The sequence below is a fragment of the Ruegeria sp. CDSA034 genome (assembly GCF_059612275.1).
Genome location: NZ_JBXWQH010000016.1, coordinates 95,022 through 108,229 on the forward strand (window position 1 = coordinate 95,022; position 13,208 = coordinate 108,229).

General features: G+C 58.7%; 12 protein-coding genes and 1 pseudogene. 9 read left to right on the forward strand and 4 right to left on the reverse strand.

The features are described 5' to 3' along the window. Positions 1-83: 83 nt before the first annotated feature. Genes AC2FLJ_RS20460 through AC2FLJ_RS20470 form a run of 3 tightly spaced genes read right to left on the reverse strand, consistent with a single transcriptional unit; the run spans position 84 to position 4,194 of the window. Positions 84-662 carry a dimethylsulfonioproprionate lyase family protein gene (locus tag AC2FLJ_RS20460; protein ID WP_496698625.1) on the reverse strand — a complete coding sequence of 193 codons (579 nt, stop codon included), beginning with the start codon at positions 660-662 and terminating at the stop codon, positions 84-86. Beyond that, positions 659-1,741, reverse strand: a complete 1,083-nt coding sequence (locus tag AC2FLJ_RS20465; RefSeq protein WP_496707385.1) for an alcohol dehydrogenase family protein — start codon at positions 1,739-1,741, stop codon at positions 659-661. Before AC2FLJ_RS20465 ends, AC2FLJ_RS20460 begins: the two co-directional genes overlap by 4 nt. Then, positions 1,741-4,194 (reverse strand): FAD-dependent oxidoreductase, encoded by a 2,454-nt coding sequence (locus AC2FLJ_RS20470; RefSeq protein WP_496707387.1) that lies wholly within the window; start codon positions 4,192-4,194, stop codon positions 1,741-1,743. Before AC2FLJ_RS20470 ends, AC2FLJ_RS20465 begins: the two co-directional genes overlap by 1 nt. Positions 4,195-4,262: 68 nt before the next feature. On the opposite strand from AC2FLJ_RS20470, the gene AC2FLJ_RS20475 reads away from it, so the two are divergent. The 3 genes from AC2FLJ_RS20475 (at position 4,263) to AC2FLJ_RS20485 (ending at position 6,739) form a co-directional block, all read left to right on the forward strand. Next, entirely contained in the window at positions 4,263-5,150 is an 888-nt protein-coding gene (locus tag AC2FLJ_RS20475) for a MurR/RpiR family transcriptional regulator (protein ID WP_496707389.1), read from the forward strand. Continuing rightward, the gene (locus tag AC2FLJ_RS20480; protein ID WP_496707391.1) at positions 5,147-6,235 is read left to right on the forward strand and encodes an aromatic ring-hydroxylating oxygenase subunit alpha; all 1,089 of its coding nucleotides are present in this window, start codon (positions 5,147-5,149) and stop codon (positions 6,233-6,235) included. The genes AC2FLJ_RS20475 and AC2FLJ_RS20480 overlap by 4 nt, the downstream gene beginning before the upstream one ends. Before the next feature lie 120 nt (positions 6,236-6,355). Beyond that, positions 6,356-6,739, forward strand: a complete 384-nt coding sequence (locus AC2FLJ_RS20485) for a carboxymuconolactone decarboxylase family protein (RefSeq protein ID WP_282169880.1) — start codon at positions 6,356-6,358, stop codon at positions 6,737-6,739. A gap of 71 nt (positions 6,740-6,810) precedes the next feature. Here AC2FLJ_RS20485 and AC2FLJ_RS20490 read toward each other — a convergent pair whose 3' ends face one another. Continuing rightward, positions 6,811-7,413: a helix-turn-helix domain-containing protein gene (locus AC2FLJ_RS20490; protein ID WP_058273647.1), complete on the reverse strand. Its 603-nt coding sequence runs from the start codon at positions 7,411-7,413 to the stop codon at positions 6,811-6,813. Between the two features lie 147 nt (positions 7,414-7,560). Here AC2FLJ_RS20490 and glyA point away from each other — a divergent pair, with 147 nt between their 5' ends. The 6 genes and pseudogenes from glyA to gcvT all read left to right on the forward strand — a co-directional run. Further along, on the forward strand, positions 7,561-8,814 hold the full coding sequence (glyA, locus tag AC2FLJ_RS20495) for a serine hydroxymethyltransferase (RefSeq protein WP_496707393.1): 1,254 nt from the start codon (positions 7,561-7,563) through the stop codon (positions 8,812-8,814). A gap of 11 nt (positions 8,815-8,825) precedes the next feature. Further along, positions 8,826-10,208 carry a dihydrolipoyl dehydrogenase gene (gene lpdA / locus AC2FLJ_RS20500; RefSeq protein WP_496698613.1) on the forward strand — a complete coding sequence of 461 codons (1,383 nt, stop codon included), beginning with the start codon at positions 8,826-8,828 and terminating at the stop codon, positions 10,206-10,208. A 14-nt stretch (positions 10,209-10,222) separates the two neighbouring features. Beyond that, positions 10,223-11,167, forward strand: coding sequence for a lipoyl synthase (gene lipA, locus AC2FLJ_RS20505; RefSeq protein ID WP_496707395.1), 945 nt, complete (start codon positions 10,223-10,225; stop codon positions 11,165-11,167). A 25-nt stretch (positions 11,168-11,192) separates the two neighbouring features. Then, on the forward strand, positions 11,193-12,563 hold the full coding sequence (locus tag AC2FLJ_RS20510; RefSeq protein WP_108860658.1) for an alanine/glycine:cation symporter family protein: 1,371 nt from the start codon (positions 11,193-11,195) through the stop codon (positions 12,561-12,563). Between the two features lie 78 nt (positions 12,564-12,641). Continuing rightward, a complete protein-coding gene (locus AC2FLJ_RS20515; RefSeq protein WP_282169884.1) occupies positions 12,642-13,064 on the forward strand; it encodes a universal stress protein in 423 nt (140 codons plus the stop codon). A gap of 16 nt (positions 13,065-13,080) precedes the next feature. Continuing rightward, a pseudogene (gcvT, locus tag AC2FLJ_RS20520) lies at positions 13,081-13,208 on the forward strand (glycine cleavage system aminomethyltransferase GcvT); the annotation flags it as partial.

Consider the following 13,208-nt stretch of genomic DNA (forward strand, 5'->3'; position numbering starts at 1 on the left):
GAACTCCTCAATCGGCGCACTGGGCCATTTCGCAACACAGGCATGCCCACATTGGGATGGCCAGATAGGTATCGGATTGGTTTTCATGCCGCATCCATTTGTGGCAAGTCGTTCAATCCTTGTCCTCGCCAAAGAACGAAAGCCAGAATTGGCTCGTCGGTTGTTGTCATGGCGTGGCTTTGCCAGCTTCGGTGATGTCGTGTCTGGTTAGGGCTGACGTAAGTCTCGTCTTCTTCGACGCGGAACATCGCCCCGCCGCCCACGATCAGATAGAGTTCTTCGGCCTGATGGCTGTGCCAATCGTAATTCAGGCCCGCCCCCCAGTAGGCGACATAGCCCCGCATTTGGGTCGAATGGAAATGCCCGGTCGGGCCGAATAGCTCGTAATAGCCATAACGACTAAGGAAATCGGCTCCGACCTCTTCCTCAGTATAGGTGTGTTTCCACAGCGCCAGATGTGCGGTTGCCCTGATCGCGTCTGAAAGGGATCGCGTTGCATCCCCGGTCCGGAAACCGGTCCGCTGAATCAGTTCAACGGCAGGGATTTGGTTTGGCTCCTGATCCGTTGGCGTCAGGTCATCAGGCCAGGCTCCGAATTCTGAAAGCTCAGGATGTGATTGATGCAACTGTCGGGCAGCTTCGAGAACGTCGCCCATCGTCATGGGATCACCACGATGTTGCCGGTGTGCTGCTTGGCAATGAATGCGGCCTGTGCCTCGCGCAACTCTTCCAGGGGATAGGTCGCGGCCAGGGCGGGCTTGATCTCACCGGCCTCGATATACTGAACGATGTTACGCATCACCTGCGGATCAATCACGGTAGAGCCGGTGAACGTCAGGTCACGCAAGTAGAACGTGCGCAGATCGAATTCGACCATGGGCCCGGCTATCGCGCCCGAGCAGGTGTACCGCCCGCCGCGCTCCAGAACGTCGATCAGGTTTGGCCAGTAGGGACCACCAACCACATCGGCCACAACGGTGACCTTTTCATCGCCAAGCGCCGCGCGCAGATTTTCCGGGGCACGAGACAAGATTTTGTCGGCACCCAGTTCGGCAACGTCTGCGTGTTTTGCGTCCGACGCCATCGCGATCACCCGTGCACCCCGGCGTTTGGCAAGTTGCACCAAGGCACCGCCAACCCCGCCCGAGGCTCCGGGCACCAGAACCGTGTCAGTGTCAGTAACATTTGCGCGGGTCAGCATGCCTTCGGCAGTCGAATAGGAACACGAGAACGTGGCCAGTTCGGCATCCGACAGGTCGGACCGGATCGGCACCGCGTTAACCGCCAAGGTCGTGGCGTATTCGGCGAATCCACCGTCCCGTTCCGAACCGAAATAGCCGGTTTTGTCCTTATTACCCGGATCAGACGGGTCGCGCAGCCAGCCATCGGTGATAACGCGTTGACCGATCAGCCCGGGATCGACACCGCCACCCACGGCGACGATTTCCCCGCAGATATCAGCCCCTTGGATTCGGGGAAAGGTGATGGGCGCGCCGCCCCATGTCGGATCCTCGTCACTGATTTCCTCGAACGCGCTGCCCGTCGTCGCATCGGTCACGGTTTTTGAGTACCAGCCGGACCGCGTATTGACGTCCGTGTTGTTTAGCCCGCAGGCAGCGACTTTGATCAACACCTCGCCGGCCGCGGGTTCCGGGCGCGGCCAGTTTTTGTGAAGCACCATTTGTTCCAAGCCGCCATGGCCCATCGTGACCATGGCCTTCATTTTGTCAGGCAAGCTCATTATGCAGTCTCCAGAATAGCGTCGGTGCGGGGCAGCAGGCTTTGCGGATCATAAGCAGGTTCGCCCAGAACACGGGCCGCGCGGGGCTGGCCGTGGATGACGACCTCCAATTCGATGCCGGGGTCGGAAGCCTCGGGCTTGATGTACGCAAAGGCCAGGATCTTGCCGACCGTGTGCCCATAGACGACCGAGGCTGTTGAACCCACGACACGTCCATCCAGCATCACCGCTTCTCCACCGTGGCCGTCAATTTCACCATCCGGCTCGATCTGCAGATACGCGCAGACCCACGGCAAGTCAGTGTTCAGGGTTTTGTCTTTGCCCAGATACTCTTTGTCCGAGCGCGCAAAGCGCAGCACATCAGCCTCGGCCAGCGTGACTTCGTTGGTCAGTTCGCTCGCGCCTTTGAAGCCCTTCTCCATCCGCATCACGTTCATGGCAAAGCTGCCATAGTCGGTGATGCCGTGCGGCTCACCCGCAGCCCAAAGCGCATTGTAGACATCGAGGCAGGCGGCATTGGGCATGTGCAGCTCCCACCCTAACTCACCGGCATAGGACATGCGGAAGGCCCATACTTTGTGACCCGCGACGGTGATTTCTTGTGCCGACAACCAGCGAAAGCCAGCATTGGTCAGATCGGCATCTGCACACTGTCCCAGCACGTCACGCGCCCTCGGACCGTTCAACGACAGGGCGGACCAATTGGTGGACAGCGCGGTTATCTGAACATCCTCGTCCGCGCGCTGTTGTGTCAGATGATCCAGCAGACGCTGCTCAAAGAAGGCAGCGCAGACCAGATAGAACCGATCCTCAGCCATTCGGACAATCGTGGTCTCCAACTCGATCCGGCCACGGCGGTTCAGCATATGCGTCAGAGTGATCGAGCCAACCTTTTGCGGCATCCGGTTAGCGATCAGCCGGTCCAACAGCGCGTAGGCTTCAGGGCCCGAGACTTCGACCTTGGTGAAGGCGGTCACGTCCATGATGCCCACGCGTTCGCGCACCGCTTTGACCTCAGCCGCGACCATGTGATCCGCAGGGGTCCGGCGGAAGGAGTAGTGATCGCGCTGCTCGACCTCATCCCGCGCGAACCAACGGGGGCGCTCAAAGCCATAAACCTCTTCATGTACAGCACCCTTGGAATTCAACAGATCATAGAGAGGCGACGGCTTGATCGGACGCCCTTCCAAACGGTTGAAATGCGGGAACGGGATCTCGTGGCGCAGGCAGTAGTCTTCCTCAGCCTTGATCACCTGCCAATCCTTGTTCGCATAGCTTCCGAACCTGCGTGGATCGAACTCACGCATCGAGATATCGGCCGCGCCATGCACCATCCAGCGTGCCAACTCGCGGGTCAGACCCGGCCCCCAGCCGATGCCGATCTGCGTCCCACAACAGCACCAATAGTTCCGCACACCTGGCGCCGGCCCGATCAGAGGGTTGCCATCGGGCGGATGCGAAATCGCCCCATGCACATCGCGCTGAATGCCCAACTCGGCAAAGATCGGCATGCGGTTCAGGCTTTCTTCAAGCCACGGCATCACCCGGTCGTAATCGGCATCGAACAGCCAGTTCTCGTATTCCCAGGGGCAATGATCATGCCAGACCGAGTTCGGGTTCTCTTTCTCGTAAATCCCGATCAGCCCGCGCTGTTGCTCCATCCGGATATAGCCCGAAACCTTGCGGTCATCGCGGATCACCGGCAGCTCTTTGTCCAGATGCTGGAACTCGGGCACTGGCTCGGTCACGAAATAGTGGTGGGTCATCGAGGTCATGGGCAGTTGCAACCCAGACCACTCACCCATTTGGCGGGCATAGGTGCCGCCCGCGTTCACCACATGCTCACAGGTGATGGCGCCCATCTCGGTTTCAACCACCCACTCGCCATTGCCTGCCTGCGTGATGTTGGTCGCGCGGCAATTCCGAAAGATTTGCACGCCTTTCTGGCGTGCCCCTGTAGCCATTGCCATGGTCACGTTGGTCGGGTCAACATGGCCGTCCTCAGGCGTGTGCAGCGCGCCTAGTACTCCATCCAGATTATAGAACGGGTGCAGCTCGGCCACCTTCTCGGGCCCGACCAGTTCGATGTTGAAGCCCAACGACCGGCCCACCGAGAGCGTATGCCGCAGCCAGTCCATCTCATCCTCGGTATAGGCCAACCGAAACGACCCGCAGCCATGCCACGTCACCGGCTGGCCGGTCTCAGCCTCCAGCGCGCATGAGTAGAGGTCGATATTGTAGTCGACGCATTTACCCAACCCGAAACTCGAGGTCGAATGCGTGATCTGCCCCGCCGCGTGCCAGGTGCTGCCGCTGGTCAGCTCGGCTTTTTCAAGCAGGACGGTATCACCGCCCCAACCTTCATGCGCCAGATGATAGGCCAGACCGACCCCCATGACGCCGCCACCGACAATCACCACATGGGCGTGTGACGGCAGATTCTTCTCGGACATGATTTTTCCTCTTCCCGAGTCGCGTTTCTGCTCGACAGGCTAATTCCACAAATGTACCATCGTCAATCATGAATGACACAAGTGTATCATCAACTGTTCTGGATCGCCTGTCCGAGGAATGGGACGCCTTGACGCCCGAGGCGCAGAAGGCCGCGCGTTACGTGCTGGAAAACCCAACGGACGTTGGGGTTTCAACCGTGCGCGAGATTGCCGAGGCCGCCAGAGTAAAACCGAACACCTTCGTGCGGATGGCCCAGCAGGTGGGGTTCGAAGGCTACGAAGATTTTCGTGCCCCGTTCCGGGATGCGATCCGGCAGGGACGTGTGTCATTTCCGGACCGCGCCCGCTGGTTGCAGGACATCGGCAAGTCAGGGGAACTGGGCGGCCTCTACGCCGATATGATCGGCGCCGCGATCCGCAATATTGAAGAAACCTTTGCCGGGATCGACGCCGCAAAGCTGAAGGCCGCCGCTGAGGACATCTGGAATTGTCGCCAGATTTTCACACTGGGTGTGGGCGTCAACAATTCGAACGCACGCAATTTCACCTATCTGGCTTCAACCGGCATGAAACAGTTCCACGCTATCCCGCGTCCCGGTTCCACTCCGGTGGATGATCTGGCATGGGCGGATGAGCAGGACGTACTGATCGCGATCACCTGCCATCCCTACCGCACTGAAGTCATCGACGCTATCAAACTGGCGCGGCAACAGGGAATGACCGTCATTGGCATTTCCGACAGCCCGGCCAGCCCAGTGATCCTAAATGCACAGCACGGTTTTGTCGTTGCCGCCGACACACCACAATTCTTTCCGTCCTCGGTTTCGACCATCGCCTTGCTGGAAACGCTGCTTTCCTTTGTGATCGCCGTGTCCAGCGATGAGATCGTCGAGCGGGTAGAACAGTTTCATCTTCGCCGCCACCAGCTTGGCCTCTACGCGGAGGAACCCGAATGAACGCCCCTCTGACGCATTCGCTCGATGCGCGGTATTATACCGACCCCGCCATTTTCGAGCAGGAGATGCAGGGGCTTTTGGCCCGCACGTGGCAGTTTGCCGGGCACGTGGCGCAGGTCCGGGAATCGGGCGATTACTTTGCTTTTGAAATCGCCGGGCAAAACCTGTTCTGCATTCGGGGCCGAGACGGCGAAATTCGCACGTTCTATAACGTGTGCCAGCATCGCGCACATGAGATGGTAACAGGCGCAGGCAACACCCGCGTCGTGGTCTGCCCCTATCACGCGTGGACCTATGAGCTGTCAGGCCAATTACGCGCTGGACCCAACATCAAGTCCGTTCCGGGTTTTGATCGCAGCGCCATCTGCCTGACCTCGGTTCGGACCGAGGTATTCAACGGATTCATCTTCGTCAATCTCGACGACGATGCAGCCCCGATGGACGACTGGTATCCCGGCGTGCGCGAGGAAATCCGCGCGTTCGTTCCGCATATCGACGATCTGGAACCGCTAGAGTGGGTCGAAATCCCGGAAAACTGCAACTGGAAAGTCAGTATCGAGAATTATTCGGAGTGCTATCACTGCCCGACCAACCACCCGACCTTTGCCGAGGGTGTGGTCAAGCCCGAGACCTATGACATCCAGCCCGATGCAGGCGGCGGTTACGTGCTGCGTCATACGACCGAATGCCAAAGTCTCGACAAGATGACCTACCCGATCGACCTGTCGGTGCCGCATGCGGGCGACTACCAGTCATGGTTCCTTTGGCCGATGTTCTCGTTCCAGTGTTACCCGGGCAATGTGCTGAACACCTATCACTGGCGCGCCATTGATGCCGATCACTGCACCGTCTGGCGCGGCTGGTACACCGAGGGTGGCTCCGAAAGCGCGGTGATCCGACAACTGGCCGTGCAGGACCGGGAGACCACAGTCGAGGAAGACATCCATCTGGTCGAAAGCGTCCATCGCGGCCTGAAATCCCGCGGGTATCGCCCCGGTCCGCTCGTGCTGGACCCCAGTTGTGGGGTGATGTCGGAACACTCAATTGCCCGGTTGCAACAATGGATGCGCGAGGCGGTGGAATAATCTGCGCGCGCCCAAAAGTGACCTGCAGGATCGGATCGAACGGGTACAGTTCAGGACGAACCCACATTATGATCGCATTTACGAACACCGCGCAAAGCGATGAAGAACCGGAGACCATACATGGCAGATATTTTTGACGAAGACCTGTTCCTGAAAGGCCTGGAGCAGCGGAAGAACACGCTTGGTGCGGAATATGTGGAAAAGAACCTGGCGGCGGCCGATGACTTTACCCGCCCGTTTCAAGAAGCGATGACGGCGTGGTGCTGGGGGTTTGGTTGGGGCGATGACGTGATCGACCCTAAGACGCGATCGATGATGAACCTGTCCATGATCGGCGCGTTGGGCAAAATGCATGAATGGGAAATTCACTGCAAGGGCGCGATCAACAACGGCGTCTCGCCCGAGGAAATCCGAGCCATCATCCACGTGATTGGCATCTACTGTGGCGTCCCGCAAGCGCTGGAGTGTTTCCGCGTTGCCCGCAAGGTGCTGGGCCACACCTGACCCAGAGACCGTCTTATCCTACAAAAAAGCGGCCGCTGGGACCGCTTTAATTCATGCCTTGTGCGTCGCGCTTATTCGAGTGACACCCACAGCACTTTCGCATCTTCCTCACTGGTTGAAATGCACCCGTGCCCCATCCCGCTGTCATAATAAAGCGAGTCACCAGCCTTCATCGGCAGGGGGCGATAATGCTCTGATACAAAGATCAGCTCGCCGCTGATGACATACATGAACTCTTCACCCGTATGCCGGATCCAGTTTTCGAACTCTGACAGGTCGCGGGCTTTGATTGTCGCGATATAGGGCAGCATCCGCTTGCTGGTCAGCTCGGGACACAGCAGCTCGTGCAAATAGGTCGGTGTGCTTTTTATCTCGCCTTCACCTTTCGGGGTAAAGTCGCGCCTTCCCGAAATCCCCGATTGCCCGGACTGCAGAAACAGCTGAGGGGTGCTCATATCCAGCGCCTGTGTCAGCCTGCGCACGATGTCGAAACTTGGCCGCGTCTGGTTGTTCTCGATCTTCGACAGGGTGGACCGACCGATTCCCGCCGCGCGTCCGGCTTCCTCCAAAGTCCAGCCTTTTGCACGTCGTGCATCGCGGATGGAACGCCCCAGAACCTCACCTTCGTCCTGATCTTCCGGTGAGGAAACATCACCGCGAGTCTCGTCGCCCATAAATATCTCCCTGTTTTACCGGAGGTTACAGAATTCCCTCAAACCACACAACTTCACAAATGTGAGAAATATGTTGCTTTAGCTGCACGAATTCCACTATAGGAAACAAAATTTCGTACTGAGGATTCGGTGCCTGAGGAGGAAACCATGTTCAAAACGTCGCTTACCGAAGCAGATCCGGTTGTCGCTGCGTCAATTGCGCGAGAAGGCAAACGTCAGGCTGAACAGATCGAATTGATCGCGTCCGAGAATATTGTCTCGCAAGCTGTGATCGACGCGCAAGGGTCAGTCCTGACCAACAAATACGCCGAAGGGTACCCTGGCCGTCGCTACTATGGCGGCTGCGAATTTGTAGACGAAGTTGAATCCGAGGCCATCGACCGTCTGAAACAGTTGTTCGGCTGCGAATACGCCAACGTTCAACCCCATTCGGGCGCGCAGGCAAACGGCGCTGTTAAATTGGCCCTGCTCAGCCCCGGCGACACAATCCTGGGCATGTCACTGGATGCGGGTGGCCACCTGACGCACGGTGCCAAACCAGCACAATCCGGCAAGTGGTTCCGCCCGGTTCAGTACGGCCTGACCGATGCCGGTCTGATTGACTATGATCAGGTCGAAGAACTGGCGAAAGCCGAAAAGCCGCAACTGATCATCGCTGGCGCATCCGCCTATTCGCAAAAGATCGATTTCGCCCGCTTCCGCGCCATTGCGGATGAGGTCGGCGCTTGGCTGCTGGCGGATATGGCACATATCGCCGGTCTGGTCGCAACCGGGCTGCACCCCTCGCCTATCGGCCACGCGCATGTGGTTACCTCGACCACACATAAAACCCTGCGCGGTCCGCGCGGCGGGATCATTCTGACGAATGACGAGGCGCTGGCAAAAAAGATGAATTCGGCCGTATTCCCCGGCCTTCAGGGTGGCCCCCTGATGCATGTGATTGCCGGTAAGGCTGTCGCGTTTGGCGAGGCGCTAAAGCCCGAATTCAAGGACTACATGCAACGCGTTGTGGATAGCGCATCGGCGCTGGCAAATGTCATGATGGCGCGTGGATGTGACATCGTTTCGGGCGGCACGGAAAACCACCTGATGCTGGTCGATCTGCGCCCGCTGGGCGTGACCGGCAAAGACGCAGAAGCCGCGCTGGAGCGTGCCGGTTTCACCTGCAACAAGAACAGCGTGCCGGGCGATCCGCAAAAACCTACCGTGACCAGCGGTATCCGGCTGGGTACCGCAGCAGGCTGCAGCCGCGGGTTTGGACCGGAAGAGTTCAAACAGATCGGTCACCTGATCGGCGACGTGCTCGAGGCCTTGGCCCAATCCCCCGAGGGCGACGCGAAGATCGAAGCCGAAACCCGCGAAAAAGTCCGCGCACTCTGCGCCAGCCGCCCGATCTACTGAAAGACCGTTCAATGAGTATCTACGACCTAATCGTCATCGGGGGCGGACCCGGCGGATATGTTGCAGCAATCCGCGCAGCACAACTGGGCATGAAAGTCGCCTGCGTTGAAGGCCGCGGTTCGCTTGGCGGAACCTGTCTGAATGTGGGGTGCATACCCTCCAAAGCGTTGCTGACCTCCTCGGCTAAGTATGCCGAGCTTGCACATCTCTCCTCCCATGGCATTGCTGTCGAGGGGGCCAGCATCGACCTGAGCTCGATGATGGGTCGCAAGGACAAGATCGTCGGCGATCTGACCAAGGGCATTGCGTTTCTGTTCAAGAAAAACGGCGTCGATCTGGTTGAGGGCTGGGCCAGTATCCCCTCTGACGGGCAGGTCAAAGTTGGCGACGATGTTTATGAAGCCAAAAACATCCTGATCGCCACCGGTTCCGAGCCAACCCCGCTAAACGGGATCGAGATTGACGAGCAGGATATCCTAAGCTCGACCGGAGCGATCGCGCTGGATGCTGTTCCCGAACATCTGGTGGTCGTCGGTGCTGGCGTGATCGGCCTGGAACTTGGACAGGTCTGGTCCCGATTGGGCGCGAAGGTCACGGTTGTTGAGTATCTTGACCGCATTCTGCCCGGAATCGACGGCGAGATAGCAAAACTCGCACAGCGCGCCCTGTCAAAGCGTGGCTTGAAGTTTCAGCTGGGGCGCGCACTGAAAACCATCGACAAAACCAACGTTGGGCTGACGCTGACATTGGACCGGGTCGGCAAAGACAAGGAAGAGGTGATCGAAGCCGACAAGGTTCTGATCGCCGTCGGACGCCGCCCCGTATCGCGCGGGCTTGGGTTGGAAGATCTGGGGATAGCCCTTGACCCGCGCGGCTTCATTCAGGTGGACACGTCGTTCCGCACCTCGGTTCCCGGCATCTATGCGATTGGCGACTGTGTCCCCGGCCCGATGCTTGCCCACAAAGCCGAAGAAGACGGCGTCGCCTGTGTCGAGATGCTGGCAGGTGAAGCCGGGCATGTGGACTACAATACCGTTCCTGGCGTTGTGTATACGGACCCCGAGGTCGCTTCGGTCGGTTTGACCGAGGAAGCGCTGAAAGAAGCCGGGTCCGAATACGCTGTCGGCAAGTTTGCCTTCATGGCCAACTCACGCGCGCGTTCGACTGGCGAGACAGACGGAGCCGTCAAAGTACTGGCCGACCCAAATGGCAAAATCCTGGGCGCGCATATCTGCGGCGCACATGGCGGTGACCTAATCGCCGAACTGGTTCTGGCCATGACCAAGGGCGCAACCGTCGCCGAAGTCGCCTCAACCTGTCATGCGCATCCGGCAATGGGCGAGGCCGTCAAGGAAGCCTGCCTCGACGCCATGGGCCGCGCAATTCACGCCTGAGAGGAAACAGCCAGATGACCATCCAGCTTCGCACCCGCCATCCGGAAAAAGCCAAAAAGGCTGACAGCGTCATCCCGCGAAAACCCAAGTGGATTCGCAAGAAAAAGGTCGACGGGCCCGAGTATTACGAGACCCGCCGCCTGATGCGCGACCACAATCTGACGACGGTTTGTGAAGAGGCTGCATGCCCCAACATTGGCGAATGCTGGTCCAAGCGCCACGCCACCATGATGATCATGGGCGAGGTCTGCACCCGCGGCTGTTCCTTCTGCAACGTCTCAACAGGACGCCCTGATTCACTGGACCTGTTCGAGCCGGGCCGTGTTGCTGCAGCGGTTATGAAACTAGGCTTGCGCCACGTAGTGATCACCTCGGTCGATCGCGATGATCTGGCAGACGGCGGGGCCGAGCATATCGCGCAAACCATCCGTGCCGTGCGTCATCAGAACCCCGGCACCACGGTCGAGGTGCTAACCCCCGATTTTCTGGGCAAAGGCGATGCGGCGGATGTGGTGTTCGATGCTGCCCCGGACGTGTTCAACCACAATCTGGAAACCGTTCCGCACCTGTACCCGACCGTTCGCCCCGGTGCACGCTACTATACTTCACTGCGACTTCTGGATGATGCCAAGCGCGCAAACCCAGAAATCTTTACGAAATCCGGCTTGATGGTTGGCCTGGGCGAGAGCCTGAATGACGTGCGTCAGGTCATGGACGATCTGCGCGCGGCTCAGGTCGATTTTCTGACCGTGGGTCAATACCTGCAGCCGACCCCAAAACACCATCCAATTGACCGGTTCTGGTCACCTGAGGAGTTCGCCCAACTGGAACAGATCGCAAGGTCCAAGGGCTTTTTGCATGTGTCGGCGACGCCGCTGACACGTTCCTCGTTCCACGCCGACGAAGATTTTGCCGCCCTCAAGCAGGCCCGCCAGCGGGCCATCGCCAACGGGGCATAAACCAAACGCAAATGGGAGGGAAACCATGGAAGCGTTAAATTCAATCGTAGGAGCCATCAATGGCGTCGTATGGGGGCCGCTGATGCTGGTCCTCATCCTTGGCGTCGGCTTCTTCCTGCAGGTCGGGCTGAAATTCATGCCGATCCTGAAAATCGGCACCGGCTTCAAGCTGCTGTTTGCTGGCCGCGAAGGCCAAGGTGATGGTCAGATCAGCCCGTTCAACGCGCTGATGACGTCGCTGTCGGCAACCATTGGTACCGGCAACATCGCCGGTGTGGCCACTGCTGTCTTCCTGGGCGGTCCGGGCGCTTTGTTCTGGATGTGGATGACCGCCCTGGTGGGCATGGCCACCAAATATGCCGAAGCTGTTCTGGCGGTTAAATACCGTGAAAAAGACGAGCTGGGCAATTTTGTCGGCGGCCCGATGTACTACATCAAAAACGGCCTCGGCGCGAAATGGGCCTGGCTGGGCGTTGCATTTGCCCTGTTCGGCGCAGTTGCAGCCTTTGGCATCGGAAACGGCGTGCAGGCCAACGGCGTGGCGCAGGTTCTGGAATCGAACTTCGGCGTGAACACTTCGGTCACCGGCGTTGTTCTGATGGTCCTGACCGCAGCCGTTATTCTGGGCGGCATCACCCGCATCGGTGCGGTTGCTGGTAAACTGGTTCCGGCCATGGCAATTGCATACATTGTTGCAGGCCTTTTGGTTCTAATCATCAATATCGGCGAGATCGGCAACGCGCTGTCACTGGTCTTCACCTACGCCTTCACGCCGTCCGCCGCCGAAGGTGGCTTTGCAGGTGCAGCCGTTTGGGCCGCCATCCGTTTTGGTGTGGCACGTGGTGTGTTCTCGAACGAAGCCGGTCTGGGTTCGGCTCCGATTGCTCACGCGGCAGCCGAGACCAAAGGTCCGGTCAACCAGGGCCTGATCGCGATGCTGGGTACGTTCATCGACACAATCATCGTGTGCTCGATCACCGGTCTGGCGATCATCTCCACAGGTGCATGGACCTCCGGTGAATCCGGTGCGGCCTTGACCTCGCTGGCATTCGCCACGTCGCTGCCGGGTGGCGGTGCTCTGATCGCAATCGCTCTGTCGATCTTCGCCTTCACAACCATCCTCGGCTGGTCGTTCTACGGCGAAAAATGCGTCGAGTTCCTTCTGGGTGTTAAATCCCTGATGCCGTACCGCGTTCTGTGGATTGTCGCGATCTACTTCGGCGCAACCGCGGATCTGGGCTTTGTCTGGCTGCTGGCGGATACGCTGAACGCCATGATGGCCATTCCGAACCTGATCGCCCTGGCCCTTCTGAGCCCGATCGTCTTCAAACTGACGAAAGAGTTCTTTGCCTCGGGCGGCAAATCCGAAGAGCCGGGCGGCACGCCTGCCGAATAATCCGGCCCTGAAGAATACGGGGGGCCATTCCGGCCCCCCGCCTTTGAAATAGAATTCCATATCTCGAGGAGAGACGTGATGGCCACGAAAATCCTGCTGCCTATTGACCATACCGACGACCGCTCGTGGAAACTGGCCCTGCCGGTCGCACTGGAACAGGCGAAGTTCTACGGTGCCGAACTGCATGCGGTTGCCGTCATCCCCGAGATCATCCAATTACCGAACCTGCCTGCCAACTACGGCGCTGGTGCCAAAGACCACGTGCGCAATGCGGTTCAGGCCATACTGGATCACGGCAACGCCTCTGACGTGCAAGTGCATATCGAAGAAGGCAGCGTCTACCGCGAAATCCTGAAGCTGGCCTACAAGGACGGCTTTGATCTGATCGTCATGGCGTCAACCAAAGGCGATTTCCCGAATTATGAGATTGGCCCAAACCTGGCCCGTGTCGTGCGCAACGCGCATTGCACCGTCATGGTCGTTCGTGACCAGTCTCGCTGATCGAAAGGCTAGAGATATGACCGAATTAAAACGCACCCCATTGCATTCTTTGCACGTTGAGTTGGGGGGTAAGTTGGTTGATTTTGCTGGTTGGGAGATGCCTGTTCAGTATCCTTTGGGGATTATGGGGGAGCATAAGCAGTG

What these genes read in the sequence shown, in the direction of transcription:
- AC2FLJ_RS20475 (WP_496707389.1), top strand. Translation starts at nt 4,263, where the DNA reads ATGAATGACACAAGTGTATCATCAACTGTTCTGGATCGCCTGTCCGAG.
- AC2FLJ_RS20470 (WP_496707387.1), bottom strand. Translation starts at nt 4,194, where the DNA reads ATGTCCGAGAAGAATCTGCCGTCACACGCCCATGTGGTGATTGTCGGT.
- AC2FLJ_RS20490 (WP_058273647.1), bottom strand. Translation starts at nt 7,413, where the DNA reads ATGGGCGACGAGACTCGCGGTGATGTTTCCTCACCGGAAGATCAGGAC.
- AC2FLJ_RS20480 (WP_496707391.1), top strand. Translation starts at nt 5,147, where the DNA reads ATGAACGCCCCTCTGACGCATTCGCTCGATGCGCGGTATTATACCGAC.
- glyA (WP_496707393.1), top strand. Translation starts at nt 7,561, where the DNA reads ATGTTCAAAACGTCGCTTACCGAAGCAGATCCGGTTGTCGCTGCGTCA.
- AC2FLJ_RS20485 (WP_282169880.1), top strand. Translation starts at nt 6,356, where the DNA reads ATGGCAGATATTTTTGACGAAGACCTGTTCCTGAAAGGCCTGGAGCAG.
- AC2FLJ_RS20465 (WP_496707385.1), bottom strand. Translation starts at nt 1,741, where the DNA reads ATGAGCTTGCCTGACAAAATGAAGGCCATGGTCACGATGGGCCATGGC.
- lipA (WP_496707395.1), top strand. Translation starts at nt 10,223, where the DNA reads ATGACCATCCAGCTTCGCACCCGCCATCCGGAAAAAGCCAAAAAGGCT.
- lpdA (WP_496698613.1), top strand. Translation starts at nt 8,826, where the DNA reads ATGAGTATCTACGACCTAATCGTCATCGGGGGCGGACCCGGCGGATAT.
- AC2FLJ_RS20460 (WP_496698625.1), bottom strand. Translation starts at nt 662, where the DNA reads ATGACGATGGGCGACGTTCTCGAAGCTGCCCGACAGTTGCATCAATCA.
- AC2FLJ_RS20515 (WP_282169884.1), top strand. Translation starts at nt 12,642, where the DNA reads ATGGCCACGAAAATCCTGCTGCCTATTGACCATACCGACGACCGCTCG.
- AC2FLJ_RS20510 (WP_108860658.1), top strand. Translation starts at nt 11,193, where the DNA reads ATGGAAGCGTTAAATTCAATCGTAGGAGCCATCAATGGCGTCGTATGG.